Consider the following 18,086-nt stretch of genomic DNA (forward strand, 5'->3'; position numbering starts at 1 on the left):
GTGATCTATCCATGAGCAGGTTGAAGGTTGGGTAACACCAACTGGAGGACCGAACCGGTGAATGTTGAAAAATTCTCGGATGACTTGTGGATAGGGGTGAAAGGCCAATCAAACTTGGACATAGCTGGTTCTCCGCGAAATCTATTTAGGTAGAGCGTCCGACGAATTCCTTAGGGGGTAGAGCACTGGATGGTTGCGGGCTGCGCGAGCGGTACCAATACTAACCAAACTCCGAATACCTAAGAGAACTATCGGGCAGACACACGGCGGGTGCTAACGTCCGTCGTGAAAAGGGAAACAACCCTAACCATCATCTAAGGCCCCCAAGTACTGGCTAAGTGGGAAACGATGTGGGATTGCTTTGACAATCAGGAGGTTGGCTTAGAAGCAGCCATCCTTTAAAGAAAGCGTAACAGCTCACTGATCAAGCGATCCTGCGCGGAAAATGTAACGGGGCTCAAGCCAGTCGCCGAAGATATGGGTTTGCACTTTGTGCAAGCGGTAGCGGAGCGTTCCGTAAGCCGGTGAAGGTCAGGCGTGAGCCTGGCTGGAGGTATCGGAAGTGAGAATGCTGACATGAGTAACGATAAGAGTGTGAGAGACACTCTCGCCGAAAGACCAAGGGTTCCTGCGTAAAGCTAATCTGCGCAGGGTTAGTCGGCCCCTAAGGCGAGGCTGAAAAGCGTAGTCGATGGGAAGCAGGTAAATATTCCTGCACCAGCTGGAAGTGACGGATGGCATAACTCGTACCCACTTATTGGATTGTGTGTGCGGGGGCGTCGTCCCAGGAAATAACTCCAGCAGAGACCGTACCCGAAACCGACACAGGTGGTCAGGTAGAGCATACCAAGGCGTTTGAGAGAACTGTGCTGAAGGAACTCGGCAAATTGCACGCGTAACTTCGGAATAAGCGTGACTCACCCTGGGCAACCAGGACTGAGTGGCACAAGCCAGGGGGTAGCGACTGTTTAGCAAAAACACAGGGCTCTGCGAAGCAGCAATGCGACGTATAGGGTCTGACGCCTGCCCGGTGCCTGAAGGTTAAAGGGAGGAGTGAAAGCTCCGAACTGAAGCCCAGGTAAACGGCGGCCGTAACTATAACGGTCCTAAGGTAGCGAAATTCCTTGTCGGGTAAGTTCCGACCTGCACGAATGGCGTAACGACTTCCCCACTGTCTCCAGCACAGGCTCAGTGAAATTGAATTCCCCGTGAAGATGCGGGGTTCCCGCGGTCAGACGGAAAGACCCTATGAACCTTTACTATAGCTTCGCCTTGGCGTTAGCGACCGTATGTGTAGGATAGGTGGGAGACTATGAAACCGGGGCGCCAGCTCTGGTGGAGTCGTCCTTGAAATACCACCCTTACTGTCGTTGACGTCTAACCGAGGACCGTTATCCGGTCCCGGGACATGGCGTGGTGGGTAGTTTGACTGGGGCGGTCGCCTCCCAAAGTGTAACGGAGGCGCGCGATGGTGAGCTCAGAGCGGTCGGAAATCGCTCGTCGAGTGCAATGGCATAAGCTCGCCTGACTGCGAGACTGACAAGTCGAGCAGAGACGAAAGTCGGCCATAGTGATCCGGTGGTCCCGAGTGGAAGGGCCATCGCTCAACGGATAAAAGGTACTCTAGGGATAACAGGCTGATTTTGCCCAAGAGTCCATATCGACGGCAAAGTTTGGCACCTCGATGTCGGCTCATCACATCCTGGGGCTGGAGCAGGTCCCAAGGGTATGGCTGTTCGCCATTTAAAGTGGTACGTGAGCTGGGTTCAGAACGTCGTGAGACAGTTTGGTCCCTATCTGCCGTGGGTGTTCGAAGCTTGAGAGGATCTGTCCCTAGTACGAGAGGACCGGGATGGACATACCTCTGGTGTACCTGTCATGGCGCCAGCTGTGCAGCAGGGTAGCTAAGTATGGAATAGATAACCGCTGAAAGCATCTAAGCGGGAAACTAACCTCAAAACAAGGCTTCGCTGAGGATCGTGGAAGACTACCACGTTGATAGGCCAGGTGTGGAAGCGCGGCGACGCGTGAAGCTTACTGGTACTAATAATCCGATCGGTTTGATCGTTTCTCAGCAAAACTCATTCGATGATCATCAATCACCCGATGATCGTCACGACAATGTCTTCTCATCATCCGCTGTCCGCCTCGTTGACCTGGTGGCTATGTCGGAGGTTCCCCACCCGATCCCATTCCGAACTCGGTCGTTAAGCCCTCCAGAGCCAATGGTACTTCGTCTCAAGGCGCGGGAGAGTAGGTCGCCGCCGGGTCTACCAGGCGGACAGCCGATGATGAAAAATCCTTGTCGAACCCCTTCTTCCTCCACAAACCACCCCTGCCGCGGGATGGAGCAGCCCGGTAGCTCGTCAGGCTCATAACCTGAAGGTCGCAGGTTCAAATCCTGCTCCCGCACCCAATATCGTAGTATCATCGCCGTCCTGGCCTACCAGGGCGGCGATTTTGCCTTGAACCGTCAGCGAGAATCTCCCGCGTTCCGGCAGCGGCGTGACGACGACCGTCTCGATCAGCCGACGCACCAAATCCCGCGCCTCCATCACCGCTTCGCTGTCGCTGCGGTCCAGCACACGCTCCAGCGAGGCGACGACCGAGCGATAGTGATCGGCCATGCGAGGGTGCAGGGCGACCACAGGCGGCGAAGGCGCAGCGGACAGCCGGCCTTCCACTGCGGCTCCCACCTCGCCGGAAAGGGCTAGCATCGTCTCCTCAAACTGCGGAATTGGAGCCGCGGTGCGGATGATCTGATGCGGTTAAAGCGCTTCGAAGGTTAGTTCGTCATCGGGCTTGTCCAGCCAAGCCGCATCGCGATGGTAGAGGTGACCGGCGACGGCGCTTAGATGGAGGCCGCCGCGTCTTGCGATCGTGGCGAGGTACCAGAGGAGGTCGCCGAGCTCCTCGGCGACCTCCTCCGAATATGCGGCTGACGAGGCGTGGTCTCGCTGCTTCTTTTTCAGTGCGCTAGCGGAAGTGGTCGATCGCCAGCGGAATGTCGGCGGCCAGGGTCTCGCGCACCATGGCGAACCCCTGATTGAAGGTTCACCTCTCGTCGCGTGATTCTCACTGATCGGCGAGCTTTGTTATCCAAGGCTGTGACCATCTGTCTGCGTTCGCCAACTGACTTCGGCCTGTCCGAAAGCTGACGCTGTCAAAGACTGCGTAGAGTCACAACGCGAATTCGTAAGCGGTCGCCCTGTCTGGCGGTGGGGCCAGCAGTTCTGTTCAGTGCGTGGCTTTGCGGTTCCCCTCATCCCGCAACTTCTGCTCGTTCACCGGCGTCGTTTCCTGATTGCTAAGCTTCTCAATCTTCAGTAGGTGTTGATGCGTAGGGGGACGTTCAATGCGCTATGTGGCTCGGGGTGTCTTTGTCGCGTCCGCGATGGGGCTTTCGGCGGTCGTGCTCTGTCCGGCGGGCGCGCAGGCTCAGGTTTCGACGGCCTACACCTATGACGCCCTGGGCCGTCTGAAGACGGTGACCAATGCGGGCGGAGCGACGGTGACCTATGCGTATGACGCCGCCGGCAACAGAAGCCAGGTTGTAGTCGCGGGCGTTCAGACAGCGCCGTCCGCTTTCGATCTGGGCGCGCCGGTGACGGGGGCTGCGGCGGGCGCTTGGGTTCTCAGTGCGTCTCCGGTGCTGTCGGGGTTCACCGGGGCAGCGGCCATATCCGTGACCGGCGGCGAATACCGGATCGACGGCGGGTCCTGGCAGACGGCGGCGGCCACGGTCAGCGCCGGCCAGTCGGTTCAGGTGCGGGTGCAGGCGCCGACGACGGCCGGGGCCAGCCAGACGGCGACGCTGAACGTGGGAGGTGTCACGGCTGCCTTCCAGGTCACGACGGCAACTGCGGATACGACGCCTGACGCGATTTCACCGGCCGACCACAGTCTGACTGCCGATGTTGATGAGTCCTTCACGGCAGGGTCTTCATTCACGGTCTCTGGGATTACGGCGCCGATCACGCTGCGTTTTGGGTCTTCTCTCATCAGCACTTCGGGCAATGTGAGCTCGCGCCAAATGATCGTGGTGCGCACTACGGCCGCCGGCGTCAGGGAGGAGTGGTTCGTTGCGGCGCCCGCAGGCACATTGGATGTGACGGCGAACAATGGAGATCAGTTCACCATCAAGGGGTTTTTGGCCACGTCTTCCGGCAGGGCGTCGACCTCATGGCGTTGGACGGTGAGCAACCAGACTGCAGGCGGTGCTCAGCTGGGGACGGCGACGGTCACTCAAACTGTCGACAACGACAATAACTTCAATATGGCGGATACGACGCCTGACGCGATTTCACCGGCCGACCACAGTCTGACTGCCGATGTTGATGAGTCCTTCACGGCAGGGTCTTCATTCACGGTCTCTGGGATTACGGCGCCGATCACGCTGCGTTTTGGGTCTTCTCTCATCAGCACTTCGGGCAATGTGAGCTCGCGCCAAATGATCGTGGTGCGCACTACGGCCGCCGGCGTCAGGGAGGAGTGGTTCGTTGCGGCGCCCGCAGGCACATTGGATGTGACGGCGAACAATGGAGATCAGTTCACCATCAAGGGGTTTTTGGCCACGTCTTCCGGCAGGGCGTCGACCTCATGGCGTTGGACGGTGAGCAACCAGACTGCAGGCGGTGCTCAGCTGGGGACGGCGACGGTCACTCAAACTGTCGACAACGACAATAACTTCAAAGTTGATTAATTTGCAGTGCAAGCGTCACGCTGGCTCGAACCAATATTTCAGGGACTGCGATAGTGAACCGCGGTAAGCCTGTCACGGCGCGAGCATCGACTGAAGTCACCGTCAGCGGCGCCTCCGGTTCCTGGACGGCTGTGGTTGAACTGCAGAATCTCTCGGGGCGGACGCCTACCACCAGTGTCAGTGGAACGACGGCCTCTATACGGCTCACCTCGGCGCAAACGGAAACCACAAGCGGTCAGTTCCGCCTGAAGGTGGTCGATGCAAACAATACCGTCAGCTATTCGCCATGGGGCGAATTCACCTTGGAGATTCAAGGCGAAGGCGAACTCATTCTGAACCAATGAGCTCGATGATCCAACAAATGAGTACTAAGCAGGCGGACATCTCAACCAGGAAAACAGCCTGCCGGTCTAGATTTGTCGATGACATTCGTCGGCTTAGCTTTTTCCGATTTCAATGGATGGTTACGATCATAAGGTGGCGATCATCCGGAACCTTGACCATACAACAAGGCGGTAAGCTAGGCTTATCGAGGGTTGAGGATCTGCCACTCGCAGTGTGCCATGGACGGCTATCCCGCCATGCGTCGGGTCACGCAGAACGACAGCGGTCTCGTCATCTGGGACGTCAGGATAGCCGTCTGGCGCACCGGCGTCCGCCGACACGAATCTAGGGGGAAGATCGATGAAGAACACGCTCAAAGCCGCTCTGCTGGTCAGCAGCGCCCTGGTCGCGACGCCTGTCCTGGCGCAACAGCAGCCGACGCCGCCAGAGCATTACACCTTGGATCCACGAGGGGTGGATCTGGTGCAGGGAACGTTCAACTACGGCGTCGTTGACGTGGCCATTGGGCCGCGAGGACAGGGCGGCCTAGAGCACGGGCGTGTTTGGGTGAATGGGGGCTGGAGAGACACCCTGTCGGGCACGATTGCGGCTGGTGTATCGGGAACCTACATTGTGAGCCTCGGCGCGCAGTCGGAAGAATTTACGAAGTCCGGCTCTGATTTCATTCCCGCGTCTAACAACGGCGCAAGGCTGAGCCAAAATGGCTCCACATTTACCTACACAAGGAGTGACGGCGTCGTCGCAACCTATTCGACAAACTATAGTTCAAGCACATCGCCTTATAAGGCGAATAATGCCGTATTGTTGTCGGTCGCATATCCGAACGGAGAGAACGTGGAGTATCTCTGGAACGGCACGCCCTTTTGCCTCGGGTATCTCCGCGAGGATGAAAACGGAAACCCAGTAGGCTGCTTCGGTCTCACCCACGCGGTACGTTTGGAGGGCGTTCGAAACAATCGTGGGTACGCGATCGATTTCGTTTATGCATCGGACGCGCCGCCAATAGGCGCTATGGAGGCGTATGGACAGTGGTTGCGCCGGACAAGCGCGCGGGGGGTCAATCTGGCCATCGATCCCTGTACGACTTACCCGGGCGGGTGCGACGCCCTGACTCAGACTTGGCCGAGCGTCTCTTATCCAAACGCGAACGATTTTGGGGGGCGCATCACGACGGCAACCGACCAGTCGGGGCGAACCACCACCTACAGCTATGACAGTAATGCACGATTGAGCAGTGTGGTGTCGCCCGGCGCCGGCAATGTGGTCAGCGTCAGCTATGACACGTCCGGCAAGGTCAGTCAGGTCACCCAAGGCGGGGCGACCTGGACCTATGGCTTTGCGGACAGCGGATCGACGAGGACGACCAACGCCACGGGCCCACTGGGCCAGCAACTGACGGCGGTTTCGGACCTGACGATCGGTCGGGCGACCTCCGTGACCCAAAGAACTTCGCCCAGTTCGTCGGTGACCACCTCTTACAGCTACGACAGCCAGCGCCGTCTGCAGCGTGTGACCCAGCCGGAGGGGGACTATGCCGAACTGACCTATGACGGGCGCGGCAACGTCACCCAGACTCTTTACGTGCCCAAGGCGGGGTCGGGTCTGGGCAATCTGACCACGACGGCGACCTTCCCGGCGTCGTGTTCGAACCCGGTGACGTGCAACAAGCCGACTGCCACCACGGACACTCGAAACAATGTCACGAATTACGAGTGGAACGGAACGCACGGCGGACTGGAGAGCGTGACCCTGCCGGCGCCCACGCCGGGGGCGGTGCGGCCGCAGACGCGGATCGCCTATGCGGCCCAGACGGCCTACTTCAAGAATAGCAGCGGCGTGATCGTCGCCGCGCCGACCGCCGTCACCTTGCCTGTTTCCATCTCGCAGTGCGCGACCGGCGCCGCGCCGGCCTGCGTGGGGACGACGGACGAAGTGCGCCAGACGATCCAGTACGGGTCTTCGGGCGTGGCCAACAATCTGCTGCCCACCGTGGTGACGCAAGGCGATGGAGCGGGAGCCCTCACGGCCTCGACGTCGCTGACCTATACCGTCAACGGCGATGTGGCCTCGGCGGACGGGCCTTTGTCGGGATCGGACGACACGACCTATTACCGCTATGATGCGGCGCGTCAGAGGATCGGGGTTGTTGGACCGGATCCTGATGGGGCTTCAGGACCGCTGCTGCGCCGGGCGCAGCGGACGACCTATGATCCTCGCGGCTTGCCGACCTTGGTGGAGCAGGGCGTGGTCAACGGCTTGTCCGACGCGGACTGGAACGGTCTTAACGTGCTCGCCCGCACCAGCAACAGCTATGATCTGGACGGACGGCTTTTCACCCGCGAAACGCCGTCGAACGGCACGGCGCCCCTGACCCAGGTGGTTTTGAGCTATGACGCTGCCGGGCGACTGGATTGCCAGAAGACGGTGATGTCGCCCCAGTCTTCGATTTCTACGAACGCCTGCGCGATGGGACCGACGGGCGCCCATGGTCCGGATCGGATCACCAAATACGGCTATGACGCGGCGGGGCGTATGACCTCGACAGTGTCGGGCTATGGGTCGGGGACGGAGATCACCGAGAGCGCGACCTATACGGCCAACGGCAAGCCGCAGACGCTGACGGACGGGGCGGGCAATGTCTCGACCCTGGTCTATGACGGCTTCGACCGGCTGTCGCAGATGCGTTATCCGAACGCCTCGGGCGGCGGCTCCTCGACGACCGACTATGAAGAATACGGCTATGACGCCGGCTCGAACGTGATCAGCTACCGCAATCGGGGCGGGGAGGTGATCAGCGCCGGCTATGACGCCCTGAACCGTCAGGTGTCGATGGGCGGGTCGGCGATCGCGAATCGGACCGTGGCCTATGATCTGCTGAACCGGGTGACGGCGGTCAGCTACGCCGGCGGCGGGGCCGGCGCGACGCGGACCTGGGACGCCCTGGGCCGGATGACGTCCGAGACGCAGAACGGCGTGGGGACGGTGAGCTACGGCTATGACCTGGCCGGTCGTCGCACCGCGATGCAGTGGCCGGACGGTTTCTGGGTCGCCTATGACTACAACACCGCCGACGACCTGACCGCCGTCCGCGAGAACGGGGCGACCGACTGGGCCCTGGCGTCCTGGGCCTATGACAATCTGGGCCGGCCGATCGCCCAGAGCCGGGCGAACGGGGCGACCACGACCTGGGGCTATGATGCGGCGGGGCGTCTGTCGAGCCTGAGCCAGGACCTGGCGGGGACGGCGAAGGATCTGACGGTGAACCTGGGCTACAATCCGGCGGGCCAGATCGTCAGCCGGAGCCTGTCGAACAGCGCCTATGCCTATACGCCGGGGTCGGGGACGACGACCTACGCCAACAACGGCAAGAACCAGGTCACCGCCGTCAGCGGCAATGCCGTCAGCTATGATGGGCGTCAGAACATCACCGGCGTTCCGGGCCAGGGCGGCTATGGCTACAACGGCTCCAACGAACTGACCTCGGCGACGGTGGGCGGGACGACGACGGGCCTGTCCTATGATCCGGCCGGTCGGCTGTACCAGACCGGATCGACCCGCTTCCTCTATGACGGCGAGCAGGTGGTGGGGGAGTACGACACCTCGGGCGGCCTGCTGCGGCGCTACGTCCCCGGCCTGGGCCTGGACAGCATCGTCACGGCCTATGAGGGCTCAGGCTATGACCGGCGCTGGCTGCTGGCGGACGAACGGGGCTCGGTCGTCTCGATCACCGACGGCTCGGCCGGGGCCCTGGCGACCAACACCTATGACGAATACGGCGTGCCCGGTGCGGGCAACAGCGGCCGGTTCCAGTACACAGGCCAGATGTGGTTGCCGGAGGCGCAGCTCTACCACTACCGCGCCCGGGCCTATGCGCCCCAGCTGGGGCGGTTCATGCAGACCGATCCCATCGGGTATGGGGATGGGGCCAACCTCTATGCCTATGTGGGGGGCGATCCGGTGAATTTTACGGATCCGACGGGTCTGGACGAGCAATGTCGCGATGGCGGACCGGCCAATGGCTGCTTCGTGCCTGTGCCCGGTAGGAGATGCCCTGATAATGCGATATGCGATAGATACGCGATTGATGCCTTCGTAGACCGCTACAATTGGGTTGCCCTGTGGAGCGACAATATTTCGGGCCGCATGAGAGGAGAAGCTAGGGGAGAAATAGGCACGCTCTCTCTCCCGCAGCAGTGTGCGGGTGAAAGCAGATTAGCATACCGTGCGCGTATGGCCGGCTACTTAGGCGACGGGATGGCGGTGGGAGGGACGTTAACCGGCGCTGAGCCGGTGGCGGCTATCGGAGCTGCTATCAGCGTGGGAGCTGATGTTGTGAAGATAGGCGACGCTGTGTCTCGCGGAGACGGTATTACAGCGTTCGGCGATGTCGTTGGAATGGTAGCGGGGAGTATTCCAGGCGGCAAGTTTATGCGTAAGCTCGGTGCCCGTTTCGATTTTGGACGGCGGGCAAACGGGCAGTTCCGGCGCAACTGGCGAGGAAGGCAGGCTGCTCAGAACGAGGCAAGCAGTGCTATACAGTCATCAGCTGCTAGCAACGCTGTAAGCGCGGCAACTTGTGGGTGACACGTGCAAATATTATTTATAGTCTGTGTGCCATTATTTTTATTGATTTTAGACAGGATGGCAAAGAACAAATTTTCCTACCGAGGAGTTTCTGACCTTGATGTACATAATTCAAAGAGCAAGGGCCGATTTGTCTATTTTATTGTAAAAAACAACAAGTACGTGCGTTTTTTGGGTCTTTTTTTGGTTGGGGGCGGCATCATTATCGCAGCCCTGAGTTCGCCCGACGCGGAAATAGGAATCTTGCCAGCTGTTATTCTGGTAGCTGGAGGAGTCACATATGGCATTGGTGTTGCTTGGACGTACTTCTTTCTCAAGTAGCGTGGTCACGGCTAAGGGAACTTAGGGGCCGGGTGAGGCTGTCAAAGTAAGTGCTGAATTTCGGCTACAATCCGGCGGGCCAGATCGTCAGCCGGAGCCTGTCGAACAGCGCCTATGCCTATACGCCGGGGTCGGGGACGACGACCTACGCCAACAACGGCAAGAACCAGGTCACCGCCGTCAGCGGCAATGCCGTCAGCTATGACGGGCGTCAGAACATCACGGGCGTTCCGGGCCAGGGCGGCTATGGCTACAACGGCTCCAACGAACTGACCTCGGCGACGGTGGGCGGGACGACGACGGGCCTGTCCTATGATCCGGCCGGTCGGCTGTATCAGTCAGGGTCCACCCGCTTCCTCTATGACGGCGAGCAGGTGGTGGGGGAGTACAACACCTCGGGCGGCCTGCTGCGGCGCTACGTCCCCGGCCTGGGCCTGGACAGCATCGTCACGGCCGGCGCTTATGCGAAGTGTGTATGGCCGGTTTCCTATAATTTAGGTCGTTGACGTGAAAGAAGTCATAAAGCTCAGTATTCTTGAGGAGTATATGCCGCTGATTTTTCCAGAAATGAAACAAGATAGCAGTAGGTTTGCAAGACAGATATCTTTAGAACGTGGGGATCCAATTTTGGACAAAATTGCAAGAATGGATCGCCAAATTCATAATCGAACGGGGGCGAGGGTATTTTACGGATTTGATATAATACGAGAATATAGCAGTGATGAGCTAGGAAATGCGAGTTATTTTTATTTAAAAATAAAGCCGAGTAGCTACTTTGATCCGGTTGGGGAAGAGTGTGGCACGCACTACGAAGATCTTTTAGCTTGTAATGAATGCGGTGCTGGGGGGCAGCAGGTAGGCCCACTTTACTTGAAAACCAAGTTCATACCTAAACGAACGGATATTGCTGCCACCATCGCAGGGGAGATCGTCGTGTCAGGGCGATTGGCGAATCTTATGCAAAAACACGCCATAAGCGGCGTTGTATTGGCCCCTGTCTTTGAAATCGGCAGAGGCGGGGTGACCGAGACGGGTTGGTATCAGTGGCTTCCGTCTTCTCCATTCTTTGACATTGTAGCGCCGACGATGATCAGAGAATCTCTTTTTGATGAGGAAGTCACAAGTTGTCCCTGCGGAGACACGTTAGGGTCGAATTTGCTTTCGGAAATTTTCCTGATCAGGCCATTGCAAGGGGTGGCTGATGTAATGTGGTCCCGCCAGTACATTGGCCGACGCATAGGGTTTTTGAGGCCTCGTCAGGTTGCCGTTGTTGGTAAAAAGCTCATCAATTTGATGTCAACTCTTGAAGTTAAGGGTTTTGATGTTGAGGTTGCGCATGCGAAATCAAGTGATGGATTATGGTCATGATTAGCATTGCAGGGAAGGGGCCGGGGCGTGGTCTCATTATAAGAGAGATCGGGTAGGCCTGCCATTGCGTTGACAAGGAAGAATCAACGCATTGTTCAATTCTGTCCATGCGGATCTGACCGGGTTTGTGAACAGACGGGTGAACTGCGTGCTATAGGCGAAAAGCGATAGCGCCTCGGATATGGGATATATTCATTGCCGAATGGCTGGGATTTGGAAAACCCATGTGAACTTCTGCAGAGCTGCTGGGGTGGGCTGTCCGGACTTCAGGACGCTATTTCACGTGATGGTCGCCATGTGATCAGCGGAGAGAACGCTATCCACGCACGCGGCTTCTTCCTTGACCTGGCAGCTGTGCCGGAGACCTTCAACGGTTCCCGCTGATGGCTACTAGATTTGGGTGGCGGCGAGCGCCACGTCGAATGTGGAAGCGATGACACCGAAGACGATTACTTCGGCAAGCTCAAGACAGCGCGGAATGGGCACCGGGCCGCCCCTTCCCCTATGCTGTACGATACCAGCCCTTCATCGGAGAGAGGTGGATTCTGCTCTCTGACCAGGATGATGAGAGGATGCACCTTATCGCTCTTGATGACATGTTGCCATTACAACTCGCCAACGCCAAAGCTCTGATAAGAGGGCAGGCTCAGGATCCAATCGCCTTGGCCTGATCCTGGATCGTGTGAATGAAGGCGGCGCCGGCCGCCTTCAGGGCTTACCCGCTTTCTCTACGACGGCGAGCAGGTGGTGGGGGAGTACGACACCTCGGGCGGCCTGCTGCGGCGCTACGTCCCCGGCCTGGGCCTGGACAGCATCGTCACGGCCTATGAGGGCTCAGGCTATGACCGGCGCTGGCTGCTGGCGGACGAGCGGGGCTCGGTCGTCTCGATCACCGACGGCTCGGCCGGCGCCCTGGCGACCAACACCTATGACGAATACGGCGTGCCCGGTGCGGGCAACAGCGGCCGGTTCCAGTACACGGGCCAGATGTGGTTGCCGGAGGCGCAGCTCTACCACTACCGCGCCCGGGCCTATGCCCCCCAGCTGGGGCGGTTCATGCAGACCGATCCCATCGGGTATGGGGATGGGGCGAACCTATATGCCTATGTTGGGGAGGGGGGGCGACTAATAGGGTGGATCCATATGGTTTGGATCCTGACGATGTTGTGGTGATTTGTGATGCATCGTGCCGGTTACGGTTCGCTGAACGTCGGCGACAGATCGAGGAAGCGTTGGAACGACTGCGCAATGATGTGACGGAGCTTGGTGAGATCATTGTCGTAGGTCGTCGAAAGGCGGGCTCTCGTAGAGCTTCCCTCATCCCGTCTCGCGCCTACCAGAAGTGTTTTGGTGCAGCAGTTGGGGGGGCGGAACAATGTGGGGCAATATAGCTGCGTCAGCGTCGGTAGCGCTCTGGGTGCTCCTATCAGCGACAAAGGTAGGTCCGGGGTAGGAGGCGGAGGCCCAGCGGTTGACGTGACCCCCGTTTCTCATCCAGCCATAACGAGAGTCCTGGGTTGATCTGAGCTGGGGTTGGCGTGGTTGGCAAGAGGCCGGTCTGCGCAGCCATCAACCCGCGCAGCAGGCCGGCCGATGTGTCCGGTGAGCGCCTTTGCGTAGGCCTCGGGCGTCAGCCATCCCAGCTTCGAGTGCGGCCGGGTTTCATTGTAGTCGCGCCGCCAGGTTTCGAGCACGAGCCGGGCGTGCGGGAGGGACCGGAACAGCGTCTCGTTCAGCAGCTCGTCGCGCAGACGACCGTTGAAGCTCTCATTGAAGCCGTTCTGCTGCGGCTTGCCCGGCGCGATGTAGTGCCAGCCCACCCCCGTCTCGTCGGCCCAGGATAGGATCGCGTTCGAGGTCAGCTCGGTGCCGTTGTCGCTGACGATCGTCTCGGGACGACCCCGACGGACGATGATGGCATCCAGCTCGCGCACGACCCGCCGGCCCGACAGCGAGGTGTCGGCCACGAGCGCCAGGCACTCGCGGGTGCAGTTGTCGATCACCGTCAGGATGCGGAAGCGCCGCCCGTCAGTCATCTGGTCGGAGACGAAGTCCAACGACCAGCGCTGGTTGGCGACCAGCGGCTCATCCAGCGGCCGACGGGTGCCCATGGCGCGCTTGCGCCCGCCGCGCCGTCGGACCGTCAGCTTCTCCTCGCGATAGAGCCGCTGAACCCGCTTCCTGTTCACCACATGACCCTCGCGCCGGAGCATAACGTGCAGCCGGCGATAGCCGAACCGACGTCGCTCCTGGGCCAGGGTCCTCAGTCGATCTCGTAAAGCGCCATCGTCAGGGCGCGTCGCCCGATAGCGCACGCTGGTCCGATCCACGCCCAGCACCCGGCACGCCCGCCGCTCGCTCATCTCGTGGACCGACCGCAGGTGCGCCACAGCCTCTCGATGCGCAGCGGGCGTCACCACTTTTTTCCCAGCAGATCCTTCAGCGCGACGTTGTCCAGCATCGCGTCCGCCAGCATCCGCTTCAGCTTGGCGTTCTCGTCCTCCAGCGCCTTCAGACGCCGGGCCTCCGACACGTCCATGCCGCCGAACTTGGCCTTCCACTTGTAGAAGGTCGGCGAGCTTAGCCCGTGTGTCCTGCAAAGGTCCGCCACCGGAACACCGGCCTCCTGCTCGCGCAGGATCCCGATGATCTGCTCTTCCGTGAACCGTGATCGCTTCATTCCGTCCGTCCTTTCGAGGGGCGGATTCTAGCTATTCCTGGAGGAGCTTCAGGGGGTCACGTCACGGTCGACAAACCACAATGCTATCACGGTTCTTCGGAGGGCGGCGTGGTGCTCAAGAACGGGTCAGCGATTTTAGCGCTGGAGCGGCGAATAGAGTATCGCCCGGAAATACTTGGCCGCGTAACGCCGGTGCCGCGAACGGCCGTATCGCAAGCGCAGCGACGGCTCCAGCTTCGGGGGCGGGCGTCATATTCTCGAGCCAGCCGATAATCACTGCTGCACAAAATTGCGAGGCGACCGTTGGTAGATAGAAAAAATTGCGACGTGATCGAGGAGATATATGATCACCTCTCAGGAGACGAATATTCCGAGTCAGGAGATCATGGAGGTATTAGAATTTACCATGAGCTTGGAATTTCAGGTGTCGATTATATAGATTTTCTCGATTTGTTTCGCATAAAGTATTCTGTTGATATTTCCGGTTTAGATGCAAGACTTTTGTCTCCATCAGAAAGTCCATTCTCGAACATGTTTCGGAGAAAATATATGGAATTGACGATATCAGATTTCGCCAAATTGGCGGAATGTGGTTCTTGGAAGGGAAGTGTTTTAAGGAAGTTTGCTAGATATAAATAGAATGGCGTTTTATAGTTGCCTTCAGCTGCGCAACAAGACGCCGAAGCGGAAAGTCAAGGCCAAGCTGAGGGAAGACAGGCAGGCTGCGACACGAGCCAACACATATGGGCGATGGACTTCCTGCACGACCAGTTGTTCGACGGGCGCAAGATCCGCATCCTGGCGGTCATCGATCTGTTCAGTCGGTTCTCTCCGGCCCTGGATCCGCGCTTCTCGTAACGGGCCACGGACGTCGTTGGGACGCTGGATCAGGCAGCCGCGGTAACCGGCTATCTCCGAACGATCCGGGTCGACAACGGGCCCGAGTTCGTCTCGCGTGACCTGGATCTATGGGCGTTCCAGCATGGCGTCACCCTGGACTTCAGCCGGCTTGACAAGCCGACGGACAACGCATTCGCCGAGTCCTTCAACGGCAAGGTCCGGGCCGACTGCCTGAACACGGCCTGGTTCCTCTCCCTCGACGACGCCCGCCGAAAATGCGAGACTTGGCGTAGAGACTACAACGAAGAACGACCCCACAGCGCGATCGGCGACAAGTGTCCGATTGAGCTCATGAACGGCGCCGGGCCACATGGCCCGCCCGGCGCCTAAACACCGAGAGGTTCCGGCGACGCCCGGTCCAACATCGGGGTCAAGGTCAAATCATCAAAGGACTCTCGTTATCACTGGATGAGAAACGGGGGGCACGCCACATACAATCTCATTTCGAGTGGAACCAACTACAGACCTCATGGGACTAGGCCATAATGATTATAAGATTTTCTAGAAGGTCGATCTGGGCCGTATTTTCTTTTTCTTTGTTGGCTTCGACTGTTCCGTTCTTGATTGCGCCTGATTTTGTCGTAACAGATGTTTTTGAAATCAGCCCGTCGTCGGTGCCCGCAAAAATTTGGCCTGCTGCTGCCGTATCTTCTCCAATAATAGTCTTTTTAAGCTTGCGATTGCTCTGGCGATTTTTTGCCAAAAAAGGTGTCACGTTTCGTGTTGTTGAGCATTAGTCGGGGTTAAATATAAATACGTCTATATATGCCAGGCGAGTCTGTTTAGAGCGTGATGGGCGAATATTGAGAGGGGATATGGAGAACGGAAAGGTGAGAAGGCACTCATCTTATTTGATTGATAAGAATGATTGTGACGCCGCATTGCGTTGACTTAGATTCAATTTCCAGCGGCGTCAGCGACAAGGATGTTGACGGAACTGACACGTTGAGGCGAATTGACCTGCAGCGGTCAGATGGTCAAAGGAGCAGGGGGAATGAAGCCTCGAGATGGCAAGTACCTCAACCGGCTTGCGGGTTTTGCGACCGCAACTGCGGCATTGCTTCTCGTTTCGCCGTCGACGTCCTTCCCCCAGACTGCCGAACGTTTTGATTACGACGCCTTGGGCAGGCTGATCCGAGTGGAAACACCGACCTCCACAACCGTGTACAACTATGATGCGGCCGGAAACCGCACCGTCGTCAGCGTCACTAGGTCAAGCACGTCCTCGAACCCAAAGCGTCCGGTCGTGGTCGTGCCGTCGGGATCAGGCTTTATAGTCATTCCGCTCAACGCGAACACGCAAACCTGATGAGGCTCTGAGATGCCACGCCTTCTGTTCGTCCTAGTTGCTTCTCTTGCGCTGACGCCTCTGCCCGGGCAGGCGAGCGAGTCGGCCCTCGGCAAGCCCTACGGCCTGCTGATTCACGACCAAGGCGGCGCCTTCTTCTATCATGACGGCCCCAGAACCAACCGACCGTCATGCGCGACCCAGGACCGTTGGGTCATCAACGTCACGACGCCGGCCGGCCAAGCGATGTACGCCGCAGTGCTCACGGCGGTCGCAAGCGGGAGAAAGATTGCGGTGCACGGCAGCGGCGCCTGCTCGTTCTGGGGCGATACCGAAAGCGTGACTTCTCTCCAGGTGTTCGACTGAACCGGTCTGAACTGTGTTCGGGCGCGGGTGCTTTAGCGTGCTTGGAGCGCTTACGGGCGTAGCTGCAGATGGGGCGGATGGCGGTGTGCCCGTCAGCGGCCGAGCCCTATCGTGCTGAACCGAAGAGTCGCAGCCCAGAAATCCTGCCGCCGTGTAGACTCCGTGCCCTGATCAGCCTTTGTGTCTCATGATCAGGCGGGAACATCGATCACGCCGATCTTACGACCGTGGCCAGTACGTGCTCCCGCACCCAAGTTTTAAACCGTTAGATCAACGATCTAGCGGGTTTTTGCTGTCTGAACCTACAGGCCCGCGCCGCCCCAGCCCGGACCCCCACGATCAGCGTCGGCGCTCAAGGGGTGAACTGGATCGTGTGTTCGAAAGGCCGGTCGACGGGGCGGCCGCCGTCGCGCGAGGGGGGCGTCGCGGTTCCGTTCATCAGGGCCACAGCCGCCTCGCCGAATCCATAGCCCGGCCGGCTCTCCGACAGCACCACGCAATCCGAAACCCGGCCGTCGGCACGCCCAATGCATCGCAGTCGAACCCTGACGTCGTCCAAGACGGGCGCAGAGGATTGGGCCGCCGCCTTGATCCCGCCGGACGTCTTGGGCTGCGCCTTGGCCAGATCGGCGGCGGGCGCCGGCGTCGAACTGAGGGCGGCAAGAGCGAACAGCAGGGCGAGGGGCATGGGCGAGTTCCTTCTCACCTATAAGGCCCTGAACGCGGCCGTGTTCCCTTCGTCGATACAAAGGTCGCCGAACAGGTCTTGGCGGCCCGCGCCGCAGCCTTGGATCAAGACTCGCCGCGCCACAGACGCCACCAGGGCCGCCAGGGGGTGAGGTGGTGTTCGTGGTGGCGGCCGAAGTGGAAACAGGTGAGCAGGGAGAGCAGGGGGCCGTAGCCGCTGCTGCGGGCGTGGTGGGCGTCGGCGAAGGGCTGGTCGGTATGGCGGTGCGGCAGCCAGGTGCCGAAGGTGAAGAGCTGAAGCGCTGAAAGCAAAGCCGGCGCCGCCCAGAAGGCCAGGAGATTGGCCGGCCGTGCGCCCAGACCGAAGAGGGCGATCAGGACCAGGCCGGTCAGGACCGCCATTTCGCGCCAACCGAAATAGGTGCGAAAGAAGTTCAGGAACCAGGGAAGGAAGGCGCGGGGCGCCGGGGCGTGAAAGTCCGGGTCGTCGGCCGTGCCGGGCGCGGCGTGGTGGGCGTGGTGCGCCGTCTTCAGCCGATCGAAGCGGAAGCCCGCATAGAGCCCCAGGGTCAGCCGGCCGACTGCGGCGTTCAGCCGCGGCCGTCCCGGCGCCAGGGAGCCGTGCATGGCGTCATGGGCGACGATGAAAAGGCCGACCGACAACCAGGTCTGGACCGCCACGATCGCCGGGGCGATCACCAGGGTCAACGGCCCCCATCGGTGAAAATAGACGCCGTAGACATGCAGAACCGCCCATCCCGCCACGATCATTCCCGCCAGGGTCAGACCGATCCAGGTCTGGCGCGGGACGATGCGTGGCTCGGCGACGGCGGCGGTCATGGACT

The 18,086-nt window shown here is 59.6% G+C and carries 12 protein-coding genes, 1 tRNA gene, 2 rRNA genes and 1 pseudogene (1 of these 16 cut by a window edge); 12 read left to right on the plus strand and 4 right to left on the minus strand.

Annotation, left to right across the window (positions count from 1 at the left end):
* The 9 genes from ACZ5M6_RS05565 to ACZ5M6_RS05605 all read left to right on the plus strand — a co-directional run.
* Positions 1–2,068, plus strand: a 23S ribosomal RNA gene (locus ACZ5M6_RS05565); it begins 718 nt to the left of the window's first position.
* An 87-nt stretch (positions 2,069–2,155) separates the two neighbouring features.
* A 5S ribosomal RNA gene (gene rrf / locus ACZ5M6_RS05570) occupies positions 2,156–2,270 on the plus strand.
* A 69-nt stretch (positions 2,271–2,339) separates the two neighbouring features.
* A tRNA-Met gene (locus ACZ5M6_RS05575) sits at positions 2,340–2,416 on the plus strand.
* Between the two features lie 939 nt (positions 2,417–3,355).
* Entirely contained in the window at positions 3,356–4,702 is a 1,347-nt protein-coding gene (locus tag ACZ5M6_RS05580) for an RHS repeat domain-containing protein (RefSeq protein ID WP_464159860.1), read from the plus strand.
* 53 nt (positions 4,703–4,755) lie between these two features.
* Positions 4,756–5,046: a hypothetical protein gene (locus ACZ5M6_RS05585; RefSeq protein WP_464159861.1), complete on the plus strand. Its 291-nt coding sequence runs from the start codon at positions 4,756–4,758 to the stop codon at positions 5,044–5,046.
* 1,012 nt (positions 5,047–6,058) lie between these two features.
* On the plus strand, positions 6,059–9,631 hold the full coding sequence (locus ACZ5M6_RS05590; RefSeq protein WP_464159862.1) for an RHS repeat domain-containing protein: 3,573 nt from the start codon (positions 6,059–6,061) through the stop codon (positions 9,629–9,631).
* 371 nt (positions 9,632–10,002) lie between these two features.
* Positions 10,003–10,458 carry a hypothetical protein gene (locus ACZ5M6_RS05595; protein WP_464159863.1) on the plus strand — a complete coding sequence of 152 codons (456 nt, stop codon included), beginning with the start codon at positions 10,003–10,005 and terminating at the stop codon, positions 10,456–10,458.
* Between the two features lies 1 nt (position 10,459).
* On the plus strand, positions 10,460–11,320 hold the full coding sequence (locus ACZ5M6_RS05600) for a hypothetical protein (protein ID WP_464159864.1): 861 nt from the start codon (positions 10,460–10,462) through the stop codon (positions 11,318–11,320).
* Positions 11,321–12,064: 744 nt separating this feature from the next.
* Complete coding sequence (locus tag ACZ5M6_RS05605; protein WP_464159865.1) at positions 12,065–12,493, plus strand: RHS repeat-associated core domain-containing protein; 429 nt, start codon at positions 12,065–12,067, stop codon at positions 12,491–12,493.
* Positions 12,494–12,810: 317 nt separating this feature from the next.
* Here ACZ5M6_RS05605 and ACZ5M6_RS05610 read toward each other — a convergent pair.
* A protein-coding gene (locus ACZ5M6_RS05610; protein ID WP_464159735.1) for an IS3 family transposase occupies positions 12,811–14,000 on the minus strand; the annotation gives its coding sequence in 2 pieces (ribosomal slippage) (positions 12,811–13,742 and positions 13,742–14,000; 1,191 coding nt in all).
* Between the two features lie 658 nt (positions 14,001–14,658).
* Between ACZ5M6_RS05610 and ACZ5M6_RS05615 the strand changes: the two are divergent.
* A pseudogene (locus tag ACZ5M6_RS05615) lies at positions 14,659–15,230 on the plus strand (integrase core domain-containing protein); the annotation flags it as partial.
* A gap of 145 nt (positions 15,231–15,375) precedes the next feature.
* Here the strand turns inward: ACZ5M6_RS05615 and ACZ5M6_RS05620 are convergent.
* Positions 15,376–15,615 (minus strand): hypothetical protein, encoded by a 240-nt coding sequence (locus ACZ5M6_RS05620; protein WP_464159866.1) that lies wholly within the window; start codon positions 15,613–15,615, stop codon positions 15,376–15,378.
* A gap of 279 nt (positions 15,616–15,894) precedes the next feature.
* On the opposite strand from ACZ5M6_RS05620, the gene ACZ5M6_RS05625 reads away from it, so the two are divergent.
* The gene (locus tag ACZ5M6_RS05625; protein WP_464159867.1) at positions 15,895–16,209 is read left to right on the plus strand and encodes an RHS repeat domain-containing protein; all 315 of its coding nucleotides are present in this window, start codon (positions 15,895–15,897) and stop codon (positions 16,207–16,209) included.
* Between the two features lie 12 nt (positions 16,210–16,221).
* A complete protein-coding gene (locus ACZ5M6_RS05630; protein ID WP_348685111.1) occupies positions 16,222–16,554 on the plus strand; it encodes a hypothetical protein in 333 nt (110 codons plus the stop codon).
* A 352-nt stretch (positions 16,555–16,906) separates the two neighbouring features.
* Here the strand turns inward: ACZ5M6_RS05630 and ACZ5M6_RS05635 are convergent, their stop codons facing one another.
* Together ACZ5M6_RS05635 and ACZ5M6_RS05640 are read right to left on the minus strand one after the other, a co-directional pair.
* Positions 16,907–17,242, minus strand: a complete 336-nt coding sequence (locus ACZ5M6_RS05635; protein WP_464159868.1) for an energy transducer TonB — start codon at positions 17,240–17,242, stop codon at positions 16,907–16,909.
* A gap of 104 nt (positions 17,243–17,346) precedes the next feature.
* On the minus strand, positions 17,347–18,081 hold the full coding sequence (locus ACZ5M6_RS05640; RefSeq protein WP_464159869.1) for a fatty acid desaturase: 735 nt from the start codon (positions 18,079–18,081) through the stop codon (positions 17,347–17,349).
* Positions 18,082–18,086 lie beyond the last annotated feature (5 nt).

The organism is Brevundimonas sp. Br13 (assembly GCF_055391505.1).

What these genes read in the sequence shown, in the direction of transcription:
- ACZ5M6_RS05590 (WP_464159862.1), top strand. Translation starts at nt 6,059, where the DNA reads ATGGAGGCGTATGGACAGTGGTTGCGCCGGACAAGCGCGCGGGGGGTC.
- ACZ5M6_RS05625 (WP_464159867.1), top strand. Translation starts at nt 15,895, where the DNA reads ATGAAGCCTCGAGATGGCAAGTACCTCAACCGGCTTGCGGGTTTTGCG.
- ACZ5M6_RS05635 (WP_464159868.1), bottom strand. Translation starts at nt 17,242, where the DNA reads ATGCCCCTCGCCCTGCTGTTCGCTCTTGCCGCCCTCAGTTCGACGCCG.
- ACZ5M6_RS05630 (WP_348685111.1), top strand. Translation starts at nt 16,222, where the DNA reads ATGCCACGCCTTCTGTTCGTCCTAGTTGCTTCTCTTGCGCTGACGCCT.
- ACZ5M6_RS05580 (WP_464159860.1), top strand. Translation starts at nt 3,356, where the DNA reads ATGCGCTATGTGGCTCGGGGTGTCTTTGTCGCGTCCGCGATGGGGCTT.
- ACZ5M6_RS05640 (WP_464159869.1), bottom strand. Translation starts at nt 18,081, where the DNA reads ATGACCGCCGCCGTCGCCGAGCCACGCATCGTCCCGCGCCAGACCTGG.